The organism is Oleiharenicola sp. Vm1 (genome assembly GCF_047777955.1).
Lineage (GTDB): Bacteria > Verrucomicrobiota > Verrucomicrobiia > Opitutales > Opitutaceae > Didemnitutus.
The window spans coordinates 1,931,971-1,954,421 of record NZ_CP180537.1; the positions used below are offsets into that span (position 1 = coordinate 1,931,971).

At 69.4% G+C, this 22,451-nt stretch carries 22 protein-coding genes, 2 tRNA genes and 1 pseudogene; 9 read left to right on the plus strand and 16 right to left on the minus strand.

All coding sequences use genetic code 11. The features are described 5' to 3' along the window. Nucleotide 1: 1 nt before the first annotated feature. The 3 genes and pseudogenes from ACMYLB_RS09860 to ACMYLB_RS09870 all read right to left on the minus strand — a co-directional run bounded on the left by ACMYLB_RS09860 (nt 2) and on the right by ACMYLB_RS09870 (nt 1,614). Nucleotides 2-838 (minus strand): ABC transporter permease, encoded by an 837-nt coding sequence (locus ACMYLB_RS09860; RefSeq protein ID WP_415910746.1) that lies wholly within the window; start codon nt 836-838, stop codon nt 2-4. Next, nucleotides 838-1,065 (minus strand): hypothetical protein, encoded by a 228-nt coding sequence (locus ACMYLB_RS09865; protein WP_415910747.1) that lies wholly within the window; start codon nt 1,063-1,065, stop codon nt 838-840. Before ACMYLB_RS09865 ends, ACMYLB_RS09860 begins: the two co-directional genes overlap by 1 nt. Nucleotides 1,066-1,073: 8 nt before the next feature. Then, nucleotides 1,074-1,614: pseudogene (locus tag ACMYLB_RS09870) on the minus strand (DJ-1 family glyoxalase III). Between the two features lie 142 nt (nt 1,615-1,756). On the opposite strand from ACMYLB_RS09870, the gene ACMYLB_RS09875 reads away from it, so the two are divergent. From ACMYLB_RS09875 to ACMYLB_RS09895, 5 genes are all read left to right on the plus strand, one after another. Continuing rightward, on the plus strand, nt 1,757-2,263 hold the full coding sequence (locus tag ACMYLB_RS09875; RefSeq protein WP_415910748.1) for an NAD-dependent epimerase/dehydratase family protein: 507 nt from the start codon (nt 1,757-1,759) through the stop codon (nt 2,261-2,263). 466 nt (nt 2,264-2,729) lie between these two features. Then, nucleotides 2,730-2,999 (plus strand): YbaB/EbfC family nucleoid-associated protein, encoded by a 270-nt coding sequence (locus ACMYLB_RS09880; protein ID WP_415910749.1) that lies wholly within the window; start codon nt 2,730-2,732, stop codon nt 2,997-2,999. Between the two features lie 104 nt (nt 3,000-3,103). Beyond that, on the plus strand, nt 3,104-3,700 hold the full coding sequence (gene recR / locus ACMYLB_RS09885) for a recombination mediator RecR (RefSeq protein WP_415910750.1): 597 nt from the start codon (nt 3,104-3,106) through the stop codon (nt 3,698-3,700). 45 nt (nt 3,701-3,745) lie between these two features. Then, nucleotides 3,746-3,820: transfer RNA gene (locus tag ACMYLB_RS09890), tRNA-Gly, on the plus strand. A gap of 109 nt (nt 3,821-3,929) precedes the next feature. Beyond that, on the plus strand, nt 3,930-4,121 hold the full coding sequence (locus ACMYLB_RS09895; RefSeq protein WP_415910751.1) for a hypothetical protein: 192 nt from the start codon (nt 3,930-3,932) through the stop codon (nt 4,119-4,121). A gap of 159 nt (nt 4,122-4,280) precedes the next feature. Here the strand turns inward: ACMYLB_RS09895 and dxs are convergent, their stop codons facing one another. Both dxs and xseB read right to left on the minus strand, forming a co-directional pair. Next, nucleotides 4,281-6,200, minus strand: a complete 1,920-nt coding sequence (dxs, locus tag ACMYLB_RS09900) for a 1-deoxy-D-xylulose-5-phosphate synthase (RefSeq protein WP_415910752.1) — start codon at nt 6,198-6,200, stop codon at nt 4,281-4,283. Between the two features lie 26 nt (nt 6,201-6,226). Beyond that, nucleotides 6,227-6,475: an exodeoxyribonuclease VII small subunit gene (gene xseB, locus ACMYLB_RS09905; protein WP_415910753.1), complete on the minus strand. Its 249-nt coding sequence runs from the start codon at nt 6,473-6,475 to the stop codon at nt 6,227-6,229. Between the two features lie 251 nt (nt 6,476-6,726). On the opposite strand from xseB, the gene ACMYLB_RS09910 reads away from it, so the two are divergent. Continuing rightward, nucleotides 6,727-7,839, plus strand: coding sequence for a M48 family metallopeptidase (locus ACMYLB_RS09910; protein WP_415910754.1), 1,113 nt, complete (start codon nt 6,727-6,729; stop codon nt 7,837-7,839). A gap of 37 nt (nt 7,840-7,876) precedes the next feature. On the opposite strand, the gene ACMYLB_RS09915 is transcribed toward ACMYLB_RS09910, so the two are convergent. From ACMYLB_RS09915 to ACMYLB_RS09925, 3 genes are all read right to left on the minus strand, one after another. Continuing rightward, nucleotides 7,877-10,423, minus strand: a complete 2,547-nt coding sequence (locus tag ACMYLB_RS09915; RefSeq protein WP_415910755.1) for a cache domain-containing protein — start codon at nt 10,421-10,423, stop codon at nt 7,877-7,879. A 139-nt stretch (nt 10,424-10,562) separates the two neighbouring features. After that, nucleotides 10,563-11,801 (minus strand): hypothetical protein, encoded by a 1,239-nt coding sequence (locus ACMYLB_RS09920; protein ID WP_415910756.1) that lies wholly within the window; start codon nt 11,799-11,801, stop codon nt 10,563-10,565. 64 nt (nt 11,802-11,865) lie between these two features. Then, a complete protein-coding gene (locus ACMYLB_RS09925; RefSeq protein WP_415910757.1) occupies nt 11,866-13,353 on the minus strand; it encodes a methyl-accepting chemotaxis protein in 1,488 nt (495 codons plus the stop codon). Nucleotides 13,354-13,532: 179 nt separating this feature from the next. Here ACMYLB_RS09925 and ACMYLB_RS09930 point away from each other — a divergent pair, with 179 nt between their 5' ends. After that, nucleotides 13,533-14,444, plus strand: a complete 912-nt coding sequence (locus ACMYLB_RS09930; RefSeq protein ID WP_415910758.1) for an endonuclease/exonuclease/phosphatase family protein — start codon at nt 13,533-13,535, stop codon at nt 14,442-14,444. A 10-nt stretch (nt 14,445-14,454) separates the two neighbouring features. On the opposite strand, the gene ACMYLB_RS09935 is transcribed toward ACMYLB_RS09930, so the two are convergent. The 4 genes from ACMYLB_RS09935 to galK all read right to left on the minus strand — a co-directional run bounded on the left by ACMYLB_RS09935 (nt 14,455) and on the right by galK (nt 16,874). After that, the gene (locus ACMYLB_RS09935) at nt 14,455-14,856 is read right to left on the minus strand and encodes a hypothetical protein (protein ID WP_415910759.1); all 402 of its coding nucleotides are present in this window, start codon (nt 14,854-14,856) and stop codon (nt 14,455-14,457) included. Next, entirely contained in the window at nt 14,856-15,128 is a 273-nt protein-coding gene (locus ACMYLB_RS09940) for a hypothetical protein (protein WP_415910760.1), read from the minus strand. Before ACMYLB_RS09940 ends, ACMYLB_RS09935 begins: the two co-directional genes overlap by 1 nt. Nucleotides 15,129-15,250: 122 nt before the next feature. Continuing rightward, nucleotides 15,251-15,634: a hypothetical protein gene (locus tag ACMYLB_RS09945; protein WP_415910761.1), complete on the minus strand. Its 384-nt coding sequence runs from the start codon at nt 15,632-15,634 to the stop codon at nt 15,251-15,253. 82 nt (nt 15,635-15,716) lie between these two features. Further along, nucleotides 15,717-16,874, minus strand: coding sequence for a galactokinase (galK, locus tag ACMYLB_RS09950; RefSeq protein ID WP_415910762.1), 1,158 nt, complete (start codon nt 16,872-16,874; stop codon nt 15,717-15,719). Between galK and ACMYLB_RS09955 the strand changes: the two genes are divergently transcribed. Both ACMYLB_RS09955 and ACMYLB_RS09960 read left to right on the plus strand, forming a co-directional pair. Further along, nucleotides 16,861-17,058, plus strand: a complete 198-nt coding sequence (locus tag ACMYLB_RS09955) for a hypothetical protein (RefSeq protein WP_415910763.1) — start codon at nt 16,861-16,863, stop codon at nt 17,056-17,058. The two genes, galK and ACMYLB_RS09955, sit on opposite strands and share 14 nt — an antisense overlap. After that, nucleotides 17,027-17,113: transfer RNA gene (locus ACMYLB_RS09960), tRNA-Tyr, on the plus strand. The genes ACMYLB_RS09955 and ACMYLB_RS09960 overlap by 32 nt, the downstream gene beginning before the upstream one ends. A 57-nt stretch (nt 17,114-17,170) precedes the next feature. On the opposite strand, the gene radC is transcribed toward ACMYLB_RS09960, so the two are convergent. Genes radC through ACMYLB_RS09980 form a run of 4 tightly spaced genes read right to left on the minus strand, consistent with a single transcriptional unit; the run spans nt 17,171 to nt 22,349 of the window. After that, nucleotides 17,171-17,887: a RadC family protein gene (gene radC, locus ACMYLB_RS09965; protein ID WP_415910764.1), complete on the minus strand. Its 717-nt coding sequence runs from the start codon at nt 17,885-17,887 to the stop codon at nt 17,171-17,173. A gap of 42 nt (nt 17,888-17,929) precedes the next feature. Next, nucleotides 17,930-18,964, minus strand: coding sequence for a peptidyl-prolyl cis-trans isomerase (locus ACMYLB_RS09970; protein ID WP_415910765.1), 1,035 nt, complete (start codon nt 18,962-18,964; stop codon nt 17,930-17,932). Then, complete coding sequence (locus ACMYLB_RS09975; RefSeq protein WP_415910766.1) at nt 18,961-20,886, minus strand: DEAD/DEAH box helicase; 1,926 nt, start codon at nt 20,884-20,886, stop codon at nt 18,961-18,963. Before ACMYLB_RS09975 ends, ACMYLB_RS09970 begins: the two co-directional genes overlap by 4 nt. Next, complete coding sequence (locus tag ACMYLB_RS09980) at nt 20,862-22,349, minus strand: CarD family transcriptional regulator (RefSeq protein WP_415910767.1); 1,488 nt, start codon at nt 22,347-22,349, stop codon at nt 20,862-20,864. Before ACMYLB_RS09980 ends, ACMYLB_RS09975 begins: the two co-directional genes overlap by 25 nt. Nucleotides 22,350-22,451: the final 102 nt, after the last annotated feature.

Here is a 22,451-nt window from a genome sequence, read left to right on the forward strand (position 1 = left end):
GTCAGATGATGTCGGCGAAGCCGCGTTCGGTGCGGCGGAAGAACCAGATGCCGCTCCAGAGGAAGAGGCCGGTCATGACCACCGCGATGAGCTGTGCCGGCCAGAACAGCGGCACGTCGCCGCGAAGCAGACACCAGCGGAAGCCGTCGATGATGCCGACCAGCGGGTTGAACGAGTAGAGCAGGCGCCAGTTGGGCACGTTGGCGGTGCTGAAGCCGACGGGGGAGAGGAACACGCCCACCTGGATGAGGAACGGCAGCACGAAGCGGAAGTCCCGGTAGCGGACGGTGAGCGCCGCCAGCCAGAGGCCGGAGCCGAGCGCCGCCGCGAGCGCGAGCAGCAGGTAGAGCGGCAGCGCGAGCAGGCGCCAGTCGGGGAACTGGCCGAAGAACACCGCGAGCAGCGCGTAGAGCGCGATGACGAAGAGGAAGTCCACCAGCGCCACCGCGATCGACGCAAGCGGCACCAGCAGGCGCGGAAAATAGACCTTCGAGATCAGGTGGGTGTTGCCGACGAGACTGCCGCTCGCCGCGGAAAGGGCGTTGGCGAAGAGCTGCCACGGCAGCAGGCCGGCGAGCACGAGCAGCGGATACGCGGCCTCGGGCAGGTGGCCGGCGGGCATCTTCGCCAGACGGCCGAACACGAAGGTGAACACCACGAGCGTGATCGCCGGCTGGACGAGCGCCCAGGCGACGCCGAGCACGGTCTGCTTGTAGCGGACCTTGATGTCGCGCCACGCGAGGAAGCCGAGCAGCTCGCGGTAGCGCCAGAGATCGCGCCAGTAGTGCCGCTCGGCGCGGCCGGCCTCGATCGTGAGTTCGAATGGTTCAGCGGGCATCAGGAGAAACGCGAGCCGCGGACGACGGGCGCGACGACAGAGGCGGTCGCCGCGACTATCGTCACCACGGTCTCTAGGGTGAAACCACTAACAATGCTTCGCCGCGTCACGTCTGGGAAGAGGCGGCGGAAAACAGGGGCATTGAGTCCGACGGCCAAACGGCCGGCCATTGGCAGGCCAGCGGCATGCAACCGGATCGCGCGCGTCGTGGCAATGCGCTTTTTCACGCAAAGCCTTAGAAACAAATGGCTTTGCTTATTTCCTTGGCTTTTTCTCCGCCGTTCAGCAACGCGACCAGATGCAGACCGAAATCCACCGCCGTGCCGGCGCCGCGCGAGGTGGTGATGCGGCCGTCCGTCACCACGCGCTCGTCGGCCAGAATCGCCGGCAGTTCGTCGGCGACGGAAAAGTGGGCCGTGTAGCGGCGTCCGGCGAGCAGGCCGCAGTCGTGCAGCACGGTCGGCGCGGCGCAGATCGCCGCGAGCCAGCGCCCCGCCTGGGCGTGGCGGAGGACGATCTCGCGCACGCGCGCGTCGGCGCGTAGGTGTTTCACCACCGGCGCCGCCCGGGAGAAAGACGAGGTCGAACAGCGCGTCGGCCACGGTCCCCAGGGCCGCGTCGCCGTGGGCGGTGATGCCGCTGCGGCCGGTGGCGTGGCGGTTGTCGTTCAAGGTGGCGACGGTCACCTCGACGCCGGCGCGGCGGAGCAGGTCGACCGGCGCAAAGGCTTCGATCTCCTCGAAGCCGTCGGCCAGGAGCGTGAGCACGGTGGGCATGCAGGGAGTATCGGGTCACCGCGGCCAAGTCACAAGCGGACTTCTCGGCGAATTGCCGGAGGGCGGCGGCGACTCGCCGCTTGTGACCGGTCCACTTGTGACTTGATACTCCCGGGATGCTCCCTTCGCCGACCAACGCCTCGTGATCTTCGGCTGCGGCTATGTCGGCAGCGCTCTGGCGGAGGTGGCGCTGGCGGGCGGCGCGCGCGTCACGGCGCTGACGCGCAATCCCGAGAAGGCCGCGGCGCTGCGGGCGCGGGGTGTGGCCACGATCGAGGCCGACCTGGCGAGCGAGGCGTGGCATGACCGGCTTGCCGGCGGGGCGGATTTCGTGGCCAACACCGTGAGTGCGGCCGCGCCGACGCCGGAAGGCTACCGCGCGTCCTACGTCGACGGCCTGCGCTCGATCCTCGCCTGGGCGGGCCGCACGCGCGTCGGCACGCTCGTCTACACGAGCAGCACCGGCGTCTACCCGCAGGGCGGGGAGCGCGCGTGGACGAGACGGCGCCGACCGAGGGCGCGTCTCCGACCGGCCGCGTGCTGGTCGAAGCCGAGAACCTGCTGCGGGCGGCGCCGCCCGCGGTCGTGCGGCGGTGGTTCATCCTGCGCTGCGCCGGCATCTACGGTCCGGGCCGGCACTACCTGCTGAACGCGCTGCGCGCGGGCCAGACGCATTTCAGCGGCGAGCCGGGCTTCCGCATGAACCTGGTGCACCGCGACGACATCGTGGCCGCGATCGGCGCGTGCTTTGCCGCGCCGCCGGCGGTGGAGAGCGCGGTGTTCAACCTGGGCGACGGGGCGCCGGCGACGCGGGCGGAGCTGGTCGGCTGGCTGGCGCAGCAGCTCGCGCGGCCCGCCCCGGTGTTCGACGGCGCCGCGCCCAGCGCGCGGAAAGGCGGCGAGCCGACGCCGGATCGCGTGATCGTGGCGGAGAAAATTCGGCGCGCGCTCGGATGGGCGCCGCGCTTCGCCGACTTCCGCGCGGGCTACGCCCCGCTGCTCGGAAAAGTCTAGCCTTGCCTCGCGGCGGAGCGCGCGGCGCAATTTCCGCTCTCCCTTTTCAACCCGCAATCACCATGGCCGGCGTAGGCAAACTTCTCAAACAAGCGCAGAAAATGCAGCGGCAGATCGAGGACATGCAGAAGGCCCTCGAGACGCGCGAACTCGACATCTCCTCCGGCGGCGGCGCCGTGCAGGTGAAGATCAGCGGCGCGGGCAAGTTCCTCGCGCTGAAGCTCGACCCGGAGTTCCTCAAGGAGGAGGCGAAGCTCGTCGAGGAGACGATCCTCAACGCCGTGCAGGAGGCCGCGACGAAGGCGAAGGAACTGAACGATTCCGAGATGCAGAAGATCTCGTCGGCGTTCCAGATGCCGGGGATGTTCTGAGGATTTGCGATTTTGGATTCTCGATTTCCGATTGAGCGATGGTTGTTCCTGGAGCGTGCACGCCCTCTGAAATCGGAAATCCAAAATCGAAAATCGAAAATGCCATGACTCCCGCGCTCGAGCACCTGCAGAAGCAGCTCAAGGGACTGCCGGGCGTCGGCTACCGCTCCGCGGAGCGCATCGCGCTGCACCTGCTGGTCGAGCAGCCGCAGAAGCTGCCGGAGCTCGTCGGCGCGCTGCAGGCCGCGGCTCGGTCCGTGCGCCGCTGCGCGAAGTGCGGCAATCTCGCGGAGGAGGACACGTGCCCCATTTGCGCCGACGAGCGGCGCACGGCCGGCCAGGTGTGCGTGGTCGAGAACGTCCCCGACCTGGCGGCCATCGAGCGCTCCGGGGCCTATCGCGGGCGCTACCATGTCCTGCACGGCAAGCTCTCGCCCATCCGCGGCGTCGCGCCCGAGGACCTCAACCTGACGGCGCTGACCGCGCGCCTCGCATCCGGCGAGATCACGGAGCTTATCCTGGCGCTCTCGAACGACGTCGAGGGCGAGGCGACCTGCCACTACCTGACCGAGCGCCTGCCGGCGGACGGCACGGTGAAGGTGACGCGCATCGGCTTCGGCCTGCCCAGCGGCGGCGGGGTGCTCTACGCCGACCCGGTCACGCTGAAGAGCGCGCTGGAAGGCCGGCGCGACTATTCGTGACTTGCCCGCGGCGCGTCCGCCGCTATGGCTCTTGGACCGTTCTTTGCGGGTATAGTATATCGGCTATTATGCGGCTTTCCCAAAGCTGAGAGGAGGGTTCGACTCCCTCTACCCGCACCAAATCCCCTCCCCGAAGTTTTGAATTTTTGCGGCCCATACCCCGTCTCACGGGCATGAAGTTCACGCCTCGGGAAAAAGCACCCCCACCGCCAGCCCCCCAGTCACCTCAATGAGAACCATTCGTCTTTGCGCCATCATCGCTCTCGGCCTGGCCCTCGGCTACCTCGTGTCCGAGGCCGCCGGCAAGCGGGCTCCCTGTTGCGAGAAGGCCGCGAAGCAAGGCCGCACCTGCGACCACGCCTGCTGCATCGAGGCAGCCAAGCAAGGCAAGAACTGCGAGAAGTGCGGCGGCAAGAACTGAGTCGCGCTTCGCCTTCGACCCGAGTCCCGAGCCGCGCCCGCACCGCGCGGCTTTTTTGTGGGCGGGTGGCGCCGCCGCCGGCGGGGCGCATGAAGTCGCCGGCGGAAAACGAAAACGCCCGCGGTGTCCGCGGGCGTCGAGGAGGATCGGGGTGGCGGCTCAGATCTCCGCGGCGACGGGCGCCGCGCCGAGGCGCTTGTAGCGCTCCTTGATGCGCCGGACAATGTCGTCGGTGGCGAGGCCGTAGTTGGCGCGGAGGATTTCCACGCTGCTGCCGTGCTCGACGAATTTGTCCGGCCAGCCGATGCGCTCGACCGCGGGGTGGCAGTCGCCCTCCTGCAACGCCTCGAGCACCGCGCTGCCGAAGCCGCCGGCGACGACGTTGTCCTCGAGGGTGACGAGGAGCGGGATGCACGCGGCCTGCGAGAGGAGCAGCGTGCGGTCGAGCGGCTTGACGAAGCGCGCGTTCACGACGCCGACGGAGAGGCCCTCCTCGGCGGCGATGCGGTCGGCGACCTTGAGCGCCTCCTGCACCATCGGGCCGAGCGCCCAGATCATGACGTTCGAGCCCTCGCGCAGCACCTCGGCGTGGCCGAGCGGAAGCGTGGCGGGCTCGGCCTTGATCTTCACGCCGGTGCCGGCGCCGCGGGGGTAGCGGATGAAGGCGGGCGAGGGGAGCTGCAACGCGGTGTGCAGCATGTCGGTGAGCTCGTCCTCGTCCTTCGGCTGCATCACCACGGCGTTGGGCACGCAGCGGAGGTAGGAGAGGTCGAAGAGGCCGTGGTGCGTCGGGCCGTCGTTGGGCGAGAGGCCGGCGCGGTCCAGGCAGAACGTCACGGGCAGGTTCTGCAGGCAGACGTCATGGATGACCATGTCGTAGGCGCGCTGGAGGAAGGTCGAGTAGATCGCGCAGACGGGGCGGAAGCCCTTCGTGGCCAGGCCGGCGGCGAAGAGCACGGCGTGCTCCTCGGCGATGCCGACGTCGAAGAACTGCCCCGGCACCTCCTTGCTGAGCGACGTGAGGCCGGTGCCGCTGGGCATGGCGCCGGTGATGCCGAGGACCTTCGGGTTCTGCTTGGCGAACCGGGTCAGGGCCGCGCCGAAGACGTCCTGATAGGCCGGCGGCGTGCCGGCCGCGCTCTTCACGCTCTCGCCGGTGGCGGGGTCGAACGGGCTGGCGCCGTGGAATTTTTCCGGGTGGGCGATGGCGGCCTCGAGGCCCTTGCCTTTCTTCGTCAGCACGTGCACGAGCACGGGGCTGTCGCAGTTCTTGGCGAACTCGAGGTTCTTCACCAGCTCGTCGAGGTTGTGGCCGTCGACCGGGCCGACGTAGCGGAGGCCGAACTTCTCGAAGAGCGAGGAGTTGACGAAGAAGTCCTTCGTCTCGCGCTTCCACTTCAGGTAAAGCTGGTTCATCTCGCCGCCGTGCGGCAGGCCGAGGAAGAACTTCTCCACGTCGTGGTGGAGCTTGTTGTAGGTCGGGTTGGTCGAGAGGCGGTTGAGGTATTTGGCGATGGCGCCGACGTTCTTGGCGATCGACCACTCGTTGTCGTTGAGGATGACGACGAGGCGCTTGGTCGAGCTGACGACGTTGTTGAGCGCCTCCATCGTGACGCCGCAGGTGAACGCGGCGTCGCCGCAGACGGCGACGACGTGCTCGCTGCTGCCGCGCAGGTCGCGCGCGGTGGCCATGCCGAGCGCGGCGGAGAGGGCGGTGCCGGCGTGGCCGGCGCCGAAGGCGTCGTGCGCGCTCTCGCGGCGATAGAGGAAGCCGGAGGCGCCGTCGGTCTTGCGCAGCTTCCGGAAGAACTCGCCGCCGCGGCCGGTCAGGAGCTTGTGGACGTAGCCCTGGTGCGCGACGTCGAAGACGAACTGGTCGTCCGGCGTGTGGAAGACGCGGTGCAGCGCGATCGTGAGCTCGACGACGCCGAGGTTCGGGCCGACGTGGCCGCCGTTCCGGGCGGTGACGGCGATGATGTCGTCGCGGATTTCCTGCGCGAGCTGCGGCAGCTGGGCGGGCGCGAGGGCCTTGACGTCGGCGGGACCGGCGATGCGGTCGAGGATGCGGGATGCGCTCATTAAGAGAGGGGCGTGGACGCGGGCGGTTACTCGCTGCGCGCGGGCTCGAACGACTCGAAGCCGGCGCCGCCGTCCTTCTGTTTCTTCAGCTTTTCGATCTTGAGTTCGGCGTCCTTGAGGCGGGTCTCGCACACCTTCAGGAGCTTGGTGCCTTCCTCGTATTTGGCCAACAGGTCCGCCAGTGGCACGTCGCCCTGTTCCATCGCGTCGACGATGGCTTCGAGGCGGGCGAGAGCCGTTTCAAAGCTGGGTTTGGCGTTCTTGTCGGTGTCCACGGAGTGTGACTGTGCGTCCGCGGGAGGGGTTTTCAATCAATCTTTGGCTGCGGGCGGTCGCGGCGGCGGCGGGCGGGTTCAAGCTCGCGCGGCTCGCGAAACCTGTTCTGCATCTTGGTCATGCATTGGCTGCCGCTCGCGGTCGTCGTCCTCCTCCTGCTCCGCCTCGCCGCGCAACTCGCGCTCGAGGCGCTTAATCGCGCCGAGACGCGCCTGCACGGCGGCGTGCCGCCGGGGCGCTCGCGCCGATCATGGACGACGCGACGTTCGCGCGGGCGGCGGACTACACGCTGGCGAAGAGCCGCTTCGCGTCGTTCGAGTTCGTCTACGACGCGCTCGTGCTCGTGGCCGTGCTCTTCAGCGGCGTGCTGCCGTGGCTGTGGGCGCGCTTCGACGCCCTGGCGCCGGGCGCGGCGTGGAGCGGCGCGCTGTTCCTCGTCGGGACATTCCTGCTGCTCAGCCTGCCCGGCCTGCCGCTGGAGTGGTGGGGGCAGTTCCGCCTCGAGGCGCGCTTCGGCTTCAACCAGAGCACGCTCGGCCTGTGGGTTACCGACCAGGTCAAGGGCTGGGCGCTCGGCCTCGCGCTCGGCTTCCCGCTCGCCTGGGCGCTGCTGAAGCTCGTGGCGTGGGTCGGCGCGGCGTGGTGGCTGTGGGGCTTCGCGCTGCTCTTCGGCTTCCAGCTCCTGATGCTCGTGCTCTATCCGAAGCTGATCCTGCCGCTCTTCAACAAACTGACGCCGCTCGCGGCGGGCGAGCAGCGCGACCGCCTGCTCGCGCTGGCGGACCGCACCGGCTTCCACGCGCAGGCGATCGAGGTGATGGACGGCTCGAAGCGCTCCGGCCACTCCAACGCCTTCTTCACCGGCTTCGGGCGCTTCCGCCGCATCGTGCTCTTCGACACCCTCATGGCGCAGCTGACGCAGCCGGAGCTCGAGGCGGTGCTCGCGCACGAGATCGGCCACTACAAGCGCGGCCACATCCCGCAGCGGCTCGTCACCGGCGCGCTGCTCCAGCTCGGCGGCTTCGCCGCGATCGCGTGGCTGGTGCAGGCGCCGTGGTTCAACGCCGCCTTCGGGCTGCCGTCCGGCGCGCTCGCGCCGACGTTCCTGCTCTTCGCGCTGCTCGGCTCGCTCGCGACCTTCTGGTTCTCGCCGGTCGGCAACTGGATCTCGCGCAAGCACGAGTATGAGGCCGACGCCTTCGCCAAGGCCGCGCTGGGCTCCGCTGCGCCCATGGTCGGCGCGCTGCACAAGCTCGCGCAGAAAAACCTCTCCAACCTCACCCCGCACCCGCTCTACAGCGCCGTCTACTATTCGCACCCGACCATCGTCGAGCGCGAGCGCGCGCTGGCGCAGGGGCCTTAAGGCGCCGGCGGGAATCTTTCGGCGCGACGAGCGGTGCTCAAGACGCGGCGAGCGGACCGCGGGCGAGCGCTTCCGGCATCGCGGGCGTCTCGCTCAGCGCGCGGCGGATCGTGGCGAGCAATTCCGCGGTGGTGTAGGGCTTGCTGAGAAAGTGGGTGATGCCGGCGTTGGCGGCTTTGATCTGGTTGTTGTTGTCGCTCAGGCCGCTCGCGGCGATCACGGCGACGTTCGAGTCGGCGCGGCGGATGGCGGCGACGAGGGCGGCGCCGTCCATGATCGGCATCATCATGTCCGTCAGGACGAGGACGATTTCCGAACGGTTGGCGTGGAAGAGGGCGAAAGCCTGGGCGCCGTCGCTGGCAGTGATCACCTGATAGCCGGCGAGTTCGAGGGCGTGCTGGGTGACTTCGCGGATGATCTCTTCGTCTTCGACGAGCAGGATCGTCTTCCCGTCGCCGCCGACGGGCGGAACGGATTCAGGGGACACGCCGGCGGGGCTCTCGACCGGAGCGGTGGCGGCCGGCAAATACACTTTGAACACGGTGCCTTGTCCCGGCTCGCTGTAGACGTTCACGAAGCCACCGTGCGCGCGGGCGATGCCGACCACCGTCGACAGGCCGAGGCCGGTGCCCTTGCCGCACTCCTTGGTGGTGAAGAACGGATCGAAGATCTTGTCGATGATCTCGCGGGGAATGCCGGTGCCGGTGTCCGCGACTTCGACGAGCACGTAACGTCCGGGGGAGCCCTGGTGACTGAGCGCGGCAAACCGCGCGTCGAGTTCGACGTTGCGGGCCGAGAGGGAGAGCTTGCCTCCGTCCGGCATGGCATCGCGTGCGTTGACGCACAGGTTGAGCAGGATCTGGTTGAGCTGCGTCGGGTCGGAATGCACCAGCCAGAGGTCTTCGCTGCACTCCACCTGGAGGGTGATGTTGCGGGGGAAAGTGCTGCGCACGATCGCGGCGACTTCGCGGGCCACGTAGCGGAGGTGCACGGAGACGCGCGCGCCTTCCTCGCCGCGGGCGAACGAGAGCACCTGCCGCACGAGGGCGGTGGCGCGAGTCGAACTTTGCTCCATGAGCTGCAGGACGCGCTGGTCGGCGGCGGTGCGCGGTGAAAGCTTGAGGAGGTCGAGGCCGACAAAGATCGGGGCCAGCAGGTTGTTCAGGTCGTGGGCGATGCCGCCCGCGAGCGTGCCGATGCTCTCGAGGCGCTGCGCGCGGAGGAATTTGGCCTCCATTTCCTTGCGCTCCGTGATGTCGGTGTCGGTGGCGAGAATGGATTTCGGATTCCCGTGCGCGTCGCGGAGCAGCGTCCAGCTGCAATCGACGGTGAGCACCTTGCCGTCGCGCGTCCGCTTGTCGAGGTGGCCGACCCACGCGCCTTGGTTCAACACCGTCTCGAGCGCGGCGCGTAGCCGAGCTTCATCGGGGCGCAACAGGTCCGGCAAACGGCGTCCGAGGGCTTCGGTGGCGCTCCAGCCGTAGAGGCGCGCCGCGCCGCGGTTCCAGAAGAGGATGACGCCGTGCAGATCGCACACGAAGATGCCGTCGTTGGTCTGATCGAGCAGCGCGGCCTGCTCGGCGAGTCTCAGCTCGCTGGTCCGCATCTCGGCGAGGCTTTGGTTGAGGGTCTCGAGTCCGGCCGCGAAAGTGGCCGTGATCGCGAGGCCGACCAGCACGCAGGCGGCGATCAACACGACGATGATGATGCGGATGTGCTGGGCGGGACCGGCGAACTCGGATTCCTCGATCGAGGCGGCGATGCTCCAGCCGGAAAGCGGCTCGGGCACGAAGGCGGCGAGCTTGCGCGCGCCCTGGCTCGAGACATAGCGCAGCACCCCGCTTTCGCCGGCGAGCATGCGGCGGCTGAGCTCGGTCGCCCCGGGAACGGTCGCGAAGTTCAGCTTCAAGGCGCGCTCGGGGTCGGGATGCGCCACGATGAGGCCCGTGCGATCGATGGCGAATGGGTAGCCGGTCTGCCCCAACCGTTGCTGGCTGATCAGGGAGGCGAGGCGTGTGATTTCGACCGAAAGCCCGAGCAGGCCTGCGAAGCCGCCCTCCGCATCGAGGATGGGGATCGCCACGACGATGATCGGCACGCCGCCGATCTTCGAGCGGAGCGGATCGCTGATGACTGGGGCGAGGGTCTCGCGGGCACGACGGAAATAGGCCCGGTCGTTCACGTCGATGTCGGCATAGGCGTCGATCGATCCGTCGCGCAGCACACCGGCAAACGAATGCCCGTTGGCGCCGACGAGGAAGATGCCCTGGTAGGAATGGACCGAAAGACCGCGCACCAAGCTGCGAATCTGGCGATTGGCCGAGGCGAGGCCCCTGGCGTCGAGTTCGCCGCTGCGACGGCGGAGGACCGCGTTCACCAGCGCCTCGACCTGGGCCAGACTGCGGGCGGTATCGAGGTGCCGCTGCATTTCGTTGTGGGTCAGATGCGCGAGGTCTTGAGCCACCTGCCGCAGGTAGGCATGGCCTTGCTCGGTGAGCGTGTCCTCCACCCGCACCGGCAGCACGAACAACGCGATCACCAGCGGCAGCGTGGTGAGCACGAGCACCGTGATGAGCAACTTCACGCGCCGCGACCAGCGCGTGGCATGTGAACCGAGGAGCGGGCGCGCGAGCCTGCTCAGCGTCCTCAGAAGTTCAGCTTTGAAACGCTCTCGCCAAGGACTGGTCCGAGGCGAGGCAGCGGCCGGCGTCATAGCGTCGAGATCAGTTCTTCCACGTCAAACCGGCCGCGCACATCCACCGGCCAAAGGCGCGTTCGGAGAAGGTGCGGAGGTTGTTCCACGCGCGATGGCGCGTGAGATCGAGGGTGAACGTGGCGCGCGCAGAAAGACGGCGAGCGACGCCGACGGAGAAGAACGACTCCCAGTCATCGCGCACCGCGGGGTAATAGTCGCAGCGGTGGACCTTGGCGGTGCCGCGGGCGGACCACGCGGGGCTGGCCGCCCAGGTCAGGCTGACCTCCGCGCAGGAGTCGCGATAGGCGGACTTGCCCGTGCTGGACAGCCACTCGAAACGGGCGAGCCGTCCCGCGAGCGTGACGGAGGCAGCCGGTTTCGCCGTGAAACTGCCTTCGCACCAGAGCGAGGTGCGGTCGCGATCGGAGAACACGCGGGGATCGATCCGGCCGGAGTAGTGGCGAAAATCGGGGCCGGCCAGCAGGGCGATCGAGAGTTTGGGCGTGGGCGAGCCTTCCCAGCCGAACGCGAGGCGTTGGTAACGGTTGCTGTAGTCGAAGTCGCAGTTCGGGAGCGGCACGGTGGCCTGGACCTGCCGCCCGGTGCGCGCGCCGACCAGCCAGAGCGAGGCGGCGTTTTGCCGCCAGCCGACATCGAGGCCGGCCTGCAGGTCCGAGCGGTTGGCGAACGGCACGTTGGCCGCGTCGACGTCCGTGCGGTAGTCGTAGTCGAGCCAGGAGATGGAACCGCGGACGACGCCGTGGGCGAAGGTCGTCTGGGTCTGCGCCTTGAGCCGGTGTTGCCACTGCCGGCGGCGCTCGCGCCACAAGGCGACGGCGTTGGCGTTGGCGGCGGCGGTGGACCGCAGCGTCGAACGCGAGCCGTCGACGAAGAGCGAGGAGGCGTCCCAGGTGGTCTGCCACTCGCCGCTGGATTGCTGCCCGGCGAAAGCGAAGCGGTGCGTGGTGAAATTCTCGCTGCTCCAGTGGGAGAAATCCTGCCGCTCGCCGGCATAGGCGAGTTTGCAGGTGCGCGCCTCGCCGGGGCGGCCGGCGAGGAGGGCGAATCCGGCGGACACGGAAGTCGTGAACGACTCGGCATCGCCGAGCAGTGCGGCCGAAGTGCCCTCCGTGCCGATCGGATTCGAATCCCAACCGAGTCGCACCTGCGCGGTGGTTTCGCCGAGGCGCAGCGCGGACGCCTCAGTGGCGTGCGAGAGCGGGAGCAGGAGCGGAAATGCGAGGAGCAGCAGCGGAGCGCTTTTCATGCGAGGGAGGGTGGGATGGGAAGGGGGACCGCGGTGGGCGTGGCGACGGCGCGGGTGGAGCCGTTCACGAGTGCCTGCAGGTCTTGAATGGCGGACGACAGCGTCTGCGCTTGGGCGCCGAGCTCCTCGGCGGCGGCGGCGCTTTCCTCGGCGGCGGCGGCGTTGGTCTGCACCACGCGGTCCATCTCGCGGTTGGCCGTGTTGATCTGCTGCACCCCTGGTTCTGCTCGCGGCTGGCGGTGGCCACTTCGGCGACGAGTTCGTCGACGCTGCGGACCTTTTCCACGATCTCGACGAGGCGGTTGCTCACCAGCTCGCTGATCTGCACGCCTTGCGACGTCTTGGTGATGGCGCCTTCGATCTTGGCGGCGGTTTCGCGGGCGGCGACGGCGGAGCGCTGGGCGAGGGCACGGACTTCCTCGGCGACGACGGAGAAGCCGGCTCCGGCCTCCCCGGCGCGCGCGGCCTCGACGGCGGCGTTGAGAGCGAGGATGTTCGTCTGGAACGCGATCTCGTCGATCGTCTGGATGATTTTGGCGATGTCGTCGCTGGCGCGCTTGATGTCGGCCATCGCGGTGCTCATTGCCCGGAGGTCCGTTGCGCCGGCGTCGGCGGCGCTGCGGGCGCTGCGGGCGAGGTGATTGGCCTGCGTGGCGCCGTCGGCGTTGCGCTTGGTCATCGAGGACATCTCCTCGAGGGCGGCGCTGGTCTCCTCGAGGGAGGCGGCTTGATCGCTGGCGCCGCGGGCGAGCGATTGACTGGCGGTGGAGACTTGTCCGGCGGCGGAGGTGATCTGATCGGCGCCGCGGACGAGTTCGCTGATCACGCGGCGGATCGAGCGGCCGGTGGACTCGGCGATCCAGATCGCGGCGGCGATCGTGGCGACGAGCACGGCGGTGAAGAGTCCGAGCGTGAACCAGAGGTAGCGGCGGCCACCCGCTTCGACGTCGGCGCGGAGTTGCGCGAGCTCCGCTTCGACATTGTCGATGTAGACGCCGGTGCCGACGAGGAAGTCGGTGCCGGGAATGGGCGCGGAGTAGGCGAGCTTCGGTTGAATGCCCTTACCTTCCTTTTCGAACTTGTAGCGCACGAATCCGCCGCCCTTTTTCGCGGCATTGACGAGGTCCTCGACGAAACGCGTGCCGTTGGCGTCGATCTGGTCGATGAAGTTCTTCCCGTTACCGGCCTTGTTGATCGGAACGTTGATGCGATTGCCGGCGAGATCGTAAGCGAAGAAATAGCCGGACCGGTCTTCGAAGAAGCGGATGCGGTCGGTTTCGGCCACGATGGCGGCAATCTTCTCTTCGCGGGTGGCGAGGGGAGCCACGCGGGCGGCGAGGGTGGTCGCTTCGATCGCCACGGCGGCGCGGATCAGGTCCGAGTGGCCGCCGATCGCCTCGCTGGCGAAGCGGGGGAAGATCACCGCCTCGCTGATCTGCTGTTTCGTGTAGAGGTTGGCGAGTTGCAGTGCCACGGCGCCGATCAAGAACAGGAGCGGCAGCAGCAGGAGCTTGCGGCGGAGACTGGTGCGATGTGCGGAAGTCGGGAGCATGGTGCGGCGAGGTGGGGCGCGCCGCGAGGAGCGGCGTTGCTGACCTCTTTTCATTCGGCCGTCCGGGGGAACGTCCTGAGCGTCGTTAGTTCAATCCTGCGCGTTTCTTGTCCGTTGTGGCGCCGCGACGGGGTGCGAAAGGGGGTCGACCTGCTCCGGGATTCGCGTTCTCTGTTCGCATGCTCTCACTCCGGCTTCACCGTTATCTTGTGCTCGGCCTGCTGTTGTCGGTCTCCGCGGCGATCGCATCCGCCCTCACCGTCGGCGCCTACAACGTCGAGAACTACACCCTCGCCGACCGCATGGTCGACGGCGTCTACCGCAAGGCCTACCCGAAGCCCGAGGCGGAGAAGCAGGCGCTGCGCGAGTCCATCCGCGGCTTCGCGCCCGACATCCTTGCGCTCGAGGAGATGGGCGGGCCGCCCTTCCTCGCCGAGCTCCAGGCCGACCTCAAGGCCGCCGGCCTCGACTACCCGCACGCCACCGTGCTGGAGGCGGCGGACAACGACCGGCACGTCGCGATCCTCTCCAAGCTCCCGTTCAAGGACGTGCGCCGCCACACGCAGGTCGGGTTCAAGTATTTCGGCCAGCCCGACCTGGTGAAGCGCGGCGTGCTCGAAGTGACGTTCGCCACGACCGCGGGCGACCTGACGGTTTTCGTCATCCACCTGAAGAGCAAGCGCACCGAGCGGAAGGACGATCCCGAGAGCACGCTGCAGCGCGAGCTGGAGGCCACGGCCGTGCGCGACCTCGTGCTGGCGCGCTTCCCGGACCCGAAGCAGGCCAAGTTCATCGTTTGCGGCGATTGGAACGACACCCGCCGCAGCAAGCCCGTGCGTTCGCTCCTGAAGCGCGGCGACACCGAACTGGGCGAGCTCCTGCGCGCCTACGATTCGCGCGGCGAGACGTGGACGCATTTCTACCGCGCGGAGGAATCCTACACGCGCATCGACTACCTGCTCGCCTCCCCGGGTCTGCTGCCCTTCGTCGGCCACAAGGGCACGGCGAAGATCCACGACGGTCCCGGCGTGCGCGAGGCCAGCGACCACCGCCCGGTCTACGTGGAGCTCAAGCTCGCGCCCGCGCCGTGACGCGCGCCGCCTAGCCGCCGAGCGCGCGGAACGCCTCGCGCCACACGCGCGGGCCGTCGCGCTCGATCACGTCGCCGTGCCCGGGCACGATGCGCTCGAAGTCCCAGGCCGCCACCGCCCGCACCGAGGCGATGAACGCCGCGCGGTCGCGGACGTGCAGGCGGCCGAAGCGCGACTGGCGCGGCGGCGCGCCGCCGATGTCCGCCGCCCACGAGACGAAGCGCGCGAGCGCGCCGCGGGGTGACGGCACGTTGAAGAGCGCGTCGGCGAGCAGCAGGGTGCGCGAGGCGCGGTGCAGGAAAACCTGCTCCTGCACCTTCGGCATGCCCTCGATCATCTGCCAGGCGAAGCCGGCGAGCTCCGGCGTCCCGGCCGTGATTTCCACCAGCGGCCAGTCCGGATGCTCGGCCATCACGCCGGCGCTGCCGAGGAAGCGCGCGGCCGGGAAGGCCCGGAAATACTGCGGATAAAAAGGTCGTGGAAGCGGCTCGGCACGACGAACGCGCTGATCTCGCCCAGCGCGCGGAGCGCGGCGATGGTGGGCGGCGAGGCCCGCAGCGGCGAGAAGACGACCAGCCGTCCGTCCGCGGCCCGCGCGACCGCGAGCCGGCGCCCGACGGGCAGGCCCGCCAGCACGAGCGGTTGCGCGTCCGTCCAGAGTTGATCGGGGTGCAGCGGGTGCATGCCGGCAGCGTCGGCGCGCCGCGCTTCCGCCGCAAGCCGTCACTCGGCCGGCGCCCGCGCCCGCCGGGCCGCAAGCGCGATGGGCACGCCGACGAGGAAGGTGTGCACGGCCAGGCCCGTGGTCACGACCAGCGGCGCGAACGAGACGGGGCGGGGAAGGCGGACAGCGGCAGCACGACGAGATTCATCAGCCAGTAGATCAGGAAGCCGTAGAGGGCGCCCCAGAGGAAGGCGCGGCGGGTGAGCGCGGGGAAACGTCCACTGGCGGCGTGGAAGGCGAAGGCGAAGGCCAGGGCGATGAGGAAGTGCAGCGCGAGTCCGAGCGCGGCCACCGGCGCTCCGCCCTCGAACGCCCGGGCGCCGAGCAGGCCGCTGGCGACCGATTGCAGGACGCGCGTCGGCGCGACGCCGCGCCAGGCGGAGAAGCCGACGGCGTAGGCGATGTCGCACAGGCCGGCGATCAGGCCGCCGAGGAGCATGGTCCGGATGCCGCGGGAAAGGCGCATGGCGGCAGTGCAGCGCGACCGGCACGGCCCGGCAAGCGTCCTGCGACGACCATGGGGATTTCGCGCGCGGAACGCGCGGGGCTTACGGCCGGGGCAGCAGGCGCGCGCCGTCGGCGGTGTGCAGCTCGATGATCTCGGGGCGCGGGTGACCGCGCGCGGCGTGCTGCGCGGCGATGTCGGCCGCGCGGGCTGCGGTGAAGCTGCGGTCGGTGAGCGCCATCACGGCGCCGCCGAAGCCGCCGCCGGTAAGCCGGGCGCCGTAGACGCCGGGCGCGGCGGTGAGCAGCTCGACCAGCGAGTCGAGCGTGGGCGTGCTGTTCTCGAAAAGGTCGCGCGAGCTGCGGTGCGACGCCGCGAGGAGCGCGCCGACGGTCTGCAGGTCGCCGGTGCCGAGCGCGCGGACGACTGCGGCGACGCGCTCGTTTTCCTCGATGACGTGGCGGGCGCGCGCCGCCGTCTTCGGCGGCAGGCCGGCGGCCCGGGCGTTGAAGTCGGCCGGCGCGACCTCGGTGAGCCAAGTGGCGCCGAGCGCGGTCGCCGCGTCCTGGCACTCCCGGTGGCGGGTGGAGTAGAGGCCGTCGACCAGCGCGTGCTTTTCCAGGGTGTTGAAGACCCAGAGGCTGACGTCGCTCGGCAGGGGTAGGAGGTAGAACGCGGGGCCGCGGCAGTCGATGTGCACCAGCTGGCCGGCGCGGCCGAAGGCGCTCGTGCCCTGGTCGAGGATGCCGCAGGGCACGCCGACATGGATGTTCTCGGCGTGGCGGCCGATCGCGGCCAGGGTCGCGGGCGCGGGGGCGGGGACGCCGGTGAGATCGAGCAGCGCGAGCGCCGTGGCCAGCTCGAGGGCGGCGCTGCTGGAGAGGCCCGCCCCGGTGGGCAGGTCGGAGCCGACGAGCAGGTCGAAGGCGTCCGGCGCCGGCAGGTTGAAGTCGCGCAGGCTCTGCCAGACGCCGCGCGGGTAGTTGATCCAGGCCTCGGCGCCGGAGAGCTTGGTGGTGTTCGCGGCGGGGAGCTCGACGGCCTGGCCGTCGAGGCCGGAGGCGAAGCGCAGGCGGCCTGGCGCGTTTGCGGGGGCGGCGGCGACCCAGACGTAGCGGTCGATGGCGGCGCCGATCACGGCCCCGCCGTTGTAGTCGGTGTGGTTGCCGATGAATTCGATTCGTCCGGGGGCCCGGGCGATCACCTGCGGCGTGCGGCCGTAGCGTTGGCGGAAATTCTCACTCAGGATGCGCTCGTTCATCGGCAGGACCAGCAAACTGGCCGGGGCAACGCTGGCCAGAGCGAACTGCGTCACTCCGCGGCGGCGCGAGCGGGCGCCGGGCGGCGGCGGGATTTTCGCAAAAAACCTCTTGGCAAACGCGCGCCGCTCCACCTACTTTGGCCCTTCGCGCTGGTGGAATAGCGAAGTGGCCAAACGCGACTGACTGTAAATCAGTTGGACTCCGTCCTTCGGTGGTTCGAATCCACCTTCCACCACCACTTTCGAGACCCGCAGCCGGCGACGGCTGCGGGTTTTGCGTTTCCTCGGCGCGCGGGTCAGAGCACGCCGGCCTGGCGGAAGCTGTAGAAACCGGCGCCGCGCGGGTCGGCGGCGGCGCGGCCGAGGACGACGTGGTCGAGCAAGTCGATGTCCACGGCGCGGGCGGCGTCGCGGAGCTGGCGGGTGAGCTGGACGTCCGCCGCGCTGGGCGCCGGGTCGCCGCTGGGGTGGTTGTGCGCGCAGATGATGGCGGTGGCGCCGTGGCGGATGGCCTCGCGGAAAACCTCGCGCGGGTGGGCGAGGCTGCTGGTGGCGGTGCCGGAGGTGATCTCGACCTGCTTCATCAGGCGGTTTTTCCGGTTCAGACAGAGGACCCAGAATTTCTCGACCTGGAGGCCGGCGTAGTGCGGCGCGAGGTGGTCGCGCACGAGTTCGGGGCGATTGAGGAGGGGATCCGTCTCGCCGGTGTCGGCCAGCACGCGGCGGGCGACTTCCATCACGGCGATGAGCTGGAGGGCCTTGACGCGGCCGATGCCCTTGAGGCGGCGGAAGTCGGCCTCGCTCCACGTGACGAGGGTGCGGAGCGAGCCGGCGTCGGTCACGAGCTGGCGGGCGATGGCGAGGACGTTGTTGCCCTTGCCGCCGCTGCGGAGCAGCAGGGCGAGCAGTTCGCTGTCGCTGAGGGCGGCCGGGCCGAGCTTCTGCAGCCGCTCCTGCGGGCGGTCGGAGACCGCGAGATCCTGGACGCGGAGGGGCGGGTAGGGATCGCTCATGGGGCCAGGCGCTTCGCCCGCGGCCCCACGAGCAGTGCGCACTCAGTAGTGCTTCACGTAGCCGTTGCGTCGGAGTTTCTCGAGCCAGCGCTCCTGCGCTTGGCGGGCGTATTGCTGGACGAGCATGCGCTCGATCTGGTCGCGGACCTCGTCGAGCGGCTGGATGCCGGCGAACTTGCGCTCCTCGACGTAGAGGAGGAAGGCGCCCTCGGGCATCACGAGCAGCTGGCTCGTCTGGCCCTTGTCCATGGTGAAGATGACGTCGGCGAATTCCTTGCGCAGGTCGGACTTGCGCTGCCAGCCCCAGTCGCCGCCCTTGGTGCGGCGCGGGTCCTGCGAGTAGAGGCGCGCGAGGTCGATGAAGCTGGCGCCGGCCTTGAGCTGGTCGAGGACGGGCTGGGCCTTCTCGCGGAGCGCGGCGTCGGTCTCTCCCTCGGCGCGGTTGAACTGGATGATGCGCAGGTGGACCTGGTCCTCCTGGTAGAACCGCTCCTTGTTCTCGTCGTAGAAGGTCTGGATCTTGACCGGGGAAACCTGGGTGGCGGACTTGCGCTGCTGCTGGCGCATGTAACCGTAGATCATGTCCTCCTCGACCTCCTTGCGGTAATCCTTCTGCGAGATGCCGCGGCCGCGGAGGTAGGCGAGATACTTGGAGCGGTCGCCCTCGAACTGCGTGGCGATGATCTCGGCGATCTGGTTGTCGACGAAGCTGGCCGGGACCCGGCGCTTCTCGTCCTTGTAGAATTCCTTCACGATCAGCACGCGGTCGATGAGGTCCTGGACGATCGAGTCCTGCAGCGCGGTGATCTTCTCGTTGAATTCGCGTTCGTTGCGGCTCTCGCGCTGGACCTGCGGCAGCAGCGGGGCGATCTCGCGGCGGATGTCGTCGACGGTGATGACCTTTTCCTCGACGACGGCGGCGATGCCGTTGGCGAACTGAAGATTCAGTTTGTCGGCGACGGCCTTCTCGGCGTTTTCCGGAACCGGTTTGGCCTGCGCGCGGACGAGATTCGGGAGGGCTGCCGTCGCGCTCAGGGCGAAAAAGGCGGAGGCGACACGGAGGCTGCGGAACGTCATGGGTTCGGAAGATTGGTCAGAAAGACGATGAGTTCTTTCAACCTTGCGGTGGGGGTGGGGGCGGTCAAGCGGGGAAAGCGGTTGTGGAGCTGGATGAAGTCGTCGCGCCGGCCACTGTGGCGCAGACACTTAAGGCGTCCGGAATCCGTTTCGACGGACAGCAGGCCCTTTTGTTCCGCCCGGACGCGGATTTCGGTCACCAGGAGCAGCGCGCGGACCTCGGGGCCGAACTTGCCGAAGCGGTCGCGCAGCTCCGCCTCGATCGCGCGCACGGCCTCGACGTTCTCGGCCATCGCCAGCCGCCGGTAGAAATCGATGCGCAGCCGCGCTTCGCCGATGTAGCCGGCCGGGAGGCGGGCCTGGATCTTGGCGAACTCGCCGGCCTCGCGCTCGGCCTGCTTGAGGGCGCTGAAGCTGTCGGTCGCCTCCGCGCGCTTGGTGGTGGTCCGGTCGGCGCCCTCGCCGACGAAGACGAAGTCGAGCTTCACGCTCGCGCGGACGGCGGCGGCGTGTTTCTCGCCCTTCAGGCGGGCGACGCTCTGCTTGAGCAGCTGGCAATACAGCTCGAAACCCACGCCGACGATGTGGCCGCTCTGCTCGGCGCCGAGGAGGTTGCCGGCGCCGCGGAGCTCGAGGTCGCGCATGGCGATGCGGAAGCCGGCGCCGAGCTGGTTGTGCTGGCGGATGGCGCTGAGGCGCTGCCGCGCCAGGTCCATCACGCGCGCGTGCCGGTGCAGGAGCAGATAGGCGTAGGCCTGGTGCTTGAAGCGTCCGACGCGGCCGCGGAGCTGGTAGAGCTGCGAGAGGCCGAAGCGGTCCGCGCCCTCGATGATGATCGTGTTGCAGTTCGGGATATCGAGGCCGCTCTCGATGATGGTGGTGCAGACGAGCACGTCGTAGTTGCCGGCGACGAAGTCCGTCATCACGTGCTCGAGGTCGCCCTCGTCCATTTTGCCGTGGCCGACGCCGATCCGGAGCCGGGGCAGCAGCTCGCGCAGGCGCGCCGCCACGAGGTCGATGCTCATGACCCGGTTGTGGAGGTAGAAAACCTGGCCGCCGCGCCGGACCTCGTGCTGGATCGCCTCGACCACGACCTTCTCGTCGTAGCTCTTCACGATGGTGTGGATCGGCAGGCGGTTGACCGGCGCGGTCTCGATCGTGCTCAGGTCCCGCGCCCCGGTGAGCGCGAGGTAAAGCGTGCGCGGGATCGGCGTGGCGCTCATCGAGAGCAGGTCGACGTGCGCGCGCCAGCGCTTGAAGACCTCCTTGTGCTTCACGCCAAAGCGCTGCTCCTCGTCGATGACGACGAGGCCGAGATCCTTGAACTGCACGTCGCTCTGCACGAGGCGGTGGGTGCCGATGAGGATGTCGATCTTGCCGAGCGCCAGCGCGGCGAGGATCTGGTTCTGCTCCTTGCGCGAGCGGAAGCGCGACACCATCTCGACCGCGACCGGGTAGCCCGCCATGCGCTCGCGGAAGGTGTTGAGGTGCTGCTGCGCCAGGACGGTCGTCGGCACGAGCACGGCGACCTGCTTGCCGCCCATCACGGCCTTGAACGCCGCGCGGATTGCCACCTCGGTCTTGCCGAAGCCGACGTCGCCGCACACGAGCCGGTCCATCGGGCGCGTCCGCTCCATGTCGGCCTTCGCCGCGGCGATGGCCTTGAGCTGGTCGGGCGTCTCGGTGAACGGGAACGCCGCCTCGAATTCCTTCTGCCAGGTGTTGTCCGTGGCGAAGGCGTGGCCGGGCTGCGCCTCGCGCCGCGCCTGGATCTGCAGCAGCTCCGCCGCGAGGTCGAGCGTCGCGCGCTCGGCGGCGGCGCGGACCTTTTCCCAGCGGCCTGAGCCCACGCGGCCGAGCTGGGGCTTCACCTTGGCGAGGCCGACGTAGCGGCTGATCAGGTGCGACTCCTGCAGCGGCACGTGCAGCGTGACCTTGTCGTCGAACTCGAGGAGATCACCTCGCGCACGCCGTCGGCGGTCTCGAGTTTCGTCAGCCCGCGGTAGACGGCGACGCCGTGCTGGAGGTGGACGACAAAGTCGCCCTCGACCAGGTCGGAGAAGTCGAGCAGCTGGTCGACGGCCGACGGGGTGACCAGCGCGCGCTTGCTGGCGGTGCGGCGCTGGCGCTTGCGGCCGAAGATCTCGGTCTCGGTGACGGCGACGTAGCCGCGCGGCGCGGCTTTCGCGGGCGGGGCGCCCGCCCCGCGGGTGTCGTCGCGAAAACGGACGCGGAAGCCCTCGTTCACCGTGCCGCGCACGAAGCGCGGCTTCAGCTGCTTCAGCTCGGCGTCCTCCTCGAGCAGTTCGCGCGTGCGCTGTTCCTCGCCTTCCTTGGAGACGAAGAGATCCACGGCGTAACCCTCGCGTTTCCACGCGAGCACGCGCTCGAGGAAGCGCCGCCGGGCCACGTCCTCGGCCTCGAGGCGCTCGTGCGCCAGCTGGTTCTCCTCGGGAAAGGAGCGGTGGTGCCGCAACGACTCCGTGTCCCACGTCTGCTCGTCGGCGACCCCGTCGAAAAGCGCGCTGGCCAGGTCGAGGTCGCCGAGGCCGAAGAGGCGCGGGCAGCGGCGGGCGAGCGCGGCGAGGGCGGGCGACGCGCCGGCGCCGCCCAGCAGGTCGAACGCCTCCTCCAGCGCCTTCGGCTCGACAAGCACGGCCTGGGTGGCCGCGCCGAGGTAGTCGAGCAGCGAGGCCTGCGCGTGCGCGGCGTGGATCTGCGGGGCGGCGGTGAGCGTGATGTGCGCGACGCTCTCGCCCGAGCGCTGCGACACGGGGTCGAGCGCGCGGATGTCCTCGAGCGTGTCGCCGAAGAAATCGAGGCGGTAGGGCTGGTGCGCGGTGATGGGGTAGACGTCGACGATGCCGCCGCGCACGGCGTATTGGCCGGGCGCTTCGCACACCGCCTCGCTGTCGTAGTCGAACTGCCGCAGCAGCTCGAGCAGCCCCTGAAACGGCCGTTCCTCGCTCCGGCGCAGCGTGACCTCGCGCTCGGAGAAGTCCTCGGGCGGCGGCACGGGCTGCAGCAGCGCGCCGGGCGTCGTCAGCACGAGCAGGGCGTCGGGCGCGGACGTCGCGTGCCGGCGCCCGCGCAGCCGACTCAGGACGGCGAGGCGATCGCTGGCGGCGTTGAAGGCTTCGCGCAGGTCGCGGCTGTCGGCCTGCGACTCGGGGAAGACGAGCACCTCGAGCGGAGCCGGGTTGCCGCGGGCGTGATGAAACAGCGCGAGGTCCTCGGCGAACGCCTCGAGCCCGCGCGCCTCCTCGACGACCACGAGCCAGGTCGGCGCCGCCGCCTCCGCGACGAGCCGCGCGAGCGCGTAGGCGCGCGCCGGCGGGCAGACGCCGGTGATCTTCGTGCGCGACGCGGGAGCGGGCTCGGACATGGGGAGGTCCTACGGTGCAGCACGGTGCGCGCGGCGCAAGCGGGCAGGTGCGCCCGGCCGGCGACCCCACTTCGCGCTGGACCAGACCCGGGCGTTCCCGAA

Bases quoted from the DNA above. Each gene is read 5' to 3' on its own strand.
- ACMYLB_RS09860 (WP_415910746.1), bottom strand. From the start codon at position 838: ATGCCCGCTGAACCATTCGAACTCACGATCGAGGCCGGCCGCGCCGAG.
- ACMYLB_RS09880 (WP_415910749.1), top strand. From the start codon at position 2,730: ATGCAGCGGCAGATCGAGGACATGCAGAAGGCCCTCGAGACGCGCGAA.
- recR (WP_415910750.1), top strand. From the start codon at position 3,104: ATGACTCCCGCGCTCGAGCACCTGCAGAAGCAGCTCAAGGGACTGCCG.
- ACMYLB_RS09895 (WP_415910751.1), top strand. From the start codon at position 3,930: ATGAGAACCATTCGTCTTTGCGCCATCATCGCTCTCGGCCTGGCCCTC.
- dxs (WP_415910752.1), bottom strand. From the start codon at position 6,200: ATGAGCGCATCCCGCATCCTCGACCGCATCGCCGGTCCCGCCGACGTC.
- ACMYLB_RS09910 (WP_415910754.1), top strand. From the start codon at position 6,727: ATGGACGACGCGACGTTCGCGCGGGCGGCGGACTACACGCTGGCGAAG.
- ACMYLB_RS09920 (WP_415910756.1), bottom strand. From the start codon at position 11,801: ATGAAAAGCGCTCCGCTGCTGCTCCTCGCATTTCCGCTCCTGCTCCCG.
- ACMYLB_RS09925 (WP_415910757.1), bottom strand. From the start codon at position 13,353: ATGCTCCCGACTTCCGCACATCGCACCAGTCTCCGCCGCAAGCTCCTG.
- ACMYLB_RS09930 (WP_415910758.1), top strand. From the start codon at position 13,533: ATGCTCTCACTCCGGCTTCACCGTTATCTTGTGCTCGGCCTGCTGTTG.
- ACMYLB_RS09935 (WP_415910759.1), bottom strand. From the start codon at position 14,856: ATGGCCGAGCATCCGGACTGGCCGCTGGTGGAAATCACGGCCGGGACG.
- ACMYLB_RS09940 (WP_415910760.1), bottom strand. From the start codon at position 15,128: ATGCACCCGCTGCACCCCGATCAACTCTGGACGGACGCGCAACCGCTC.
- ACMYLB_RS09945 (WP_415910761.1), bottom strand. From the start codon at position 15,634: ATGCGCCTTTCCCGCGGCATCCGGACCATGCTCCTCGGCGGCCTGATC.
- ACMYLB_RS09955 (WP_415910763.1), top strand. From the start codon at position 16,861: ATGCGCTCGTTCATCGGCAGGACCAGCAAACTGGCCGGGGCAACGCTG.
- galK (WP_415910762.1), bottom strand. From the start codon at position 16,874: ATGAACGAGCGCATCCTGAGTGAGAATTTCCGCCAACGCTACGGCCGC.
- radC (WP_415910764.1), bottom strand. From the start codon at position 17,887: ATGAGCGATCCCTACCCGCCCCTCCGCGTCCAGGATCTCGCGGTCTCC.
- ACMYLB_RS09970 (WP_415910765.1), bottom strand. From the start codon at position 18,964: ATGACGTTCCGCAGCCTCCGTGTCGCCTCCGCCTTTTTCGCCCTGAGC.
- ACMYLB_RS09980 (WP_415910767.1), bottom strand. From the start codon at position 22,349: ATGTCCGAGCCCGCTCCCGCGTCGCGCACGAAGATCACCGGCGTCTGC.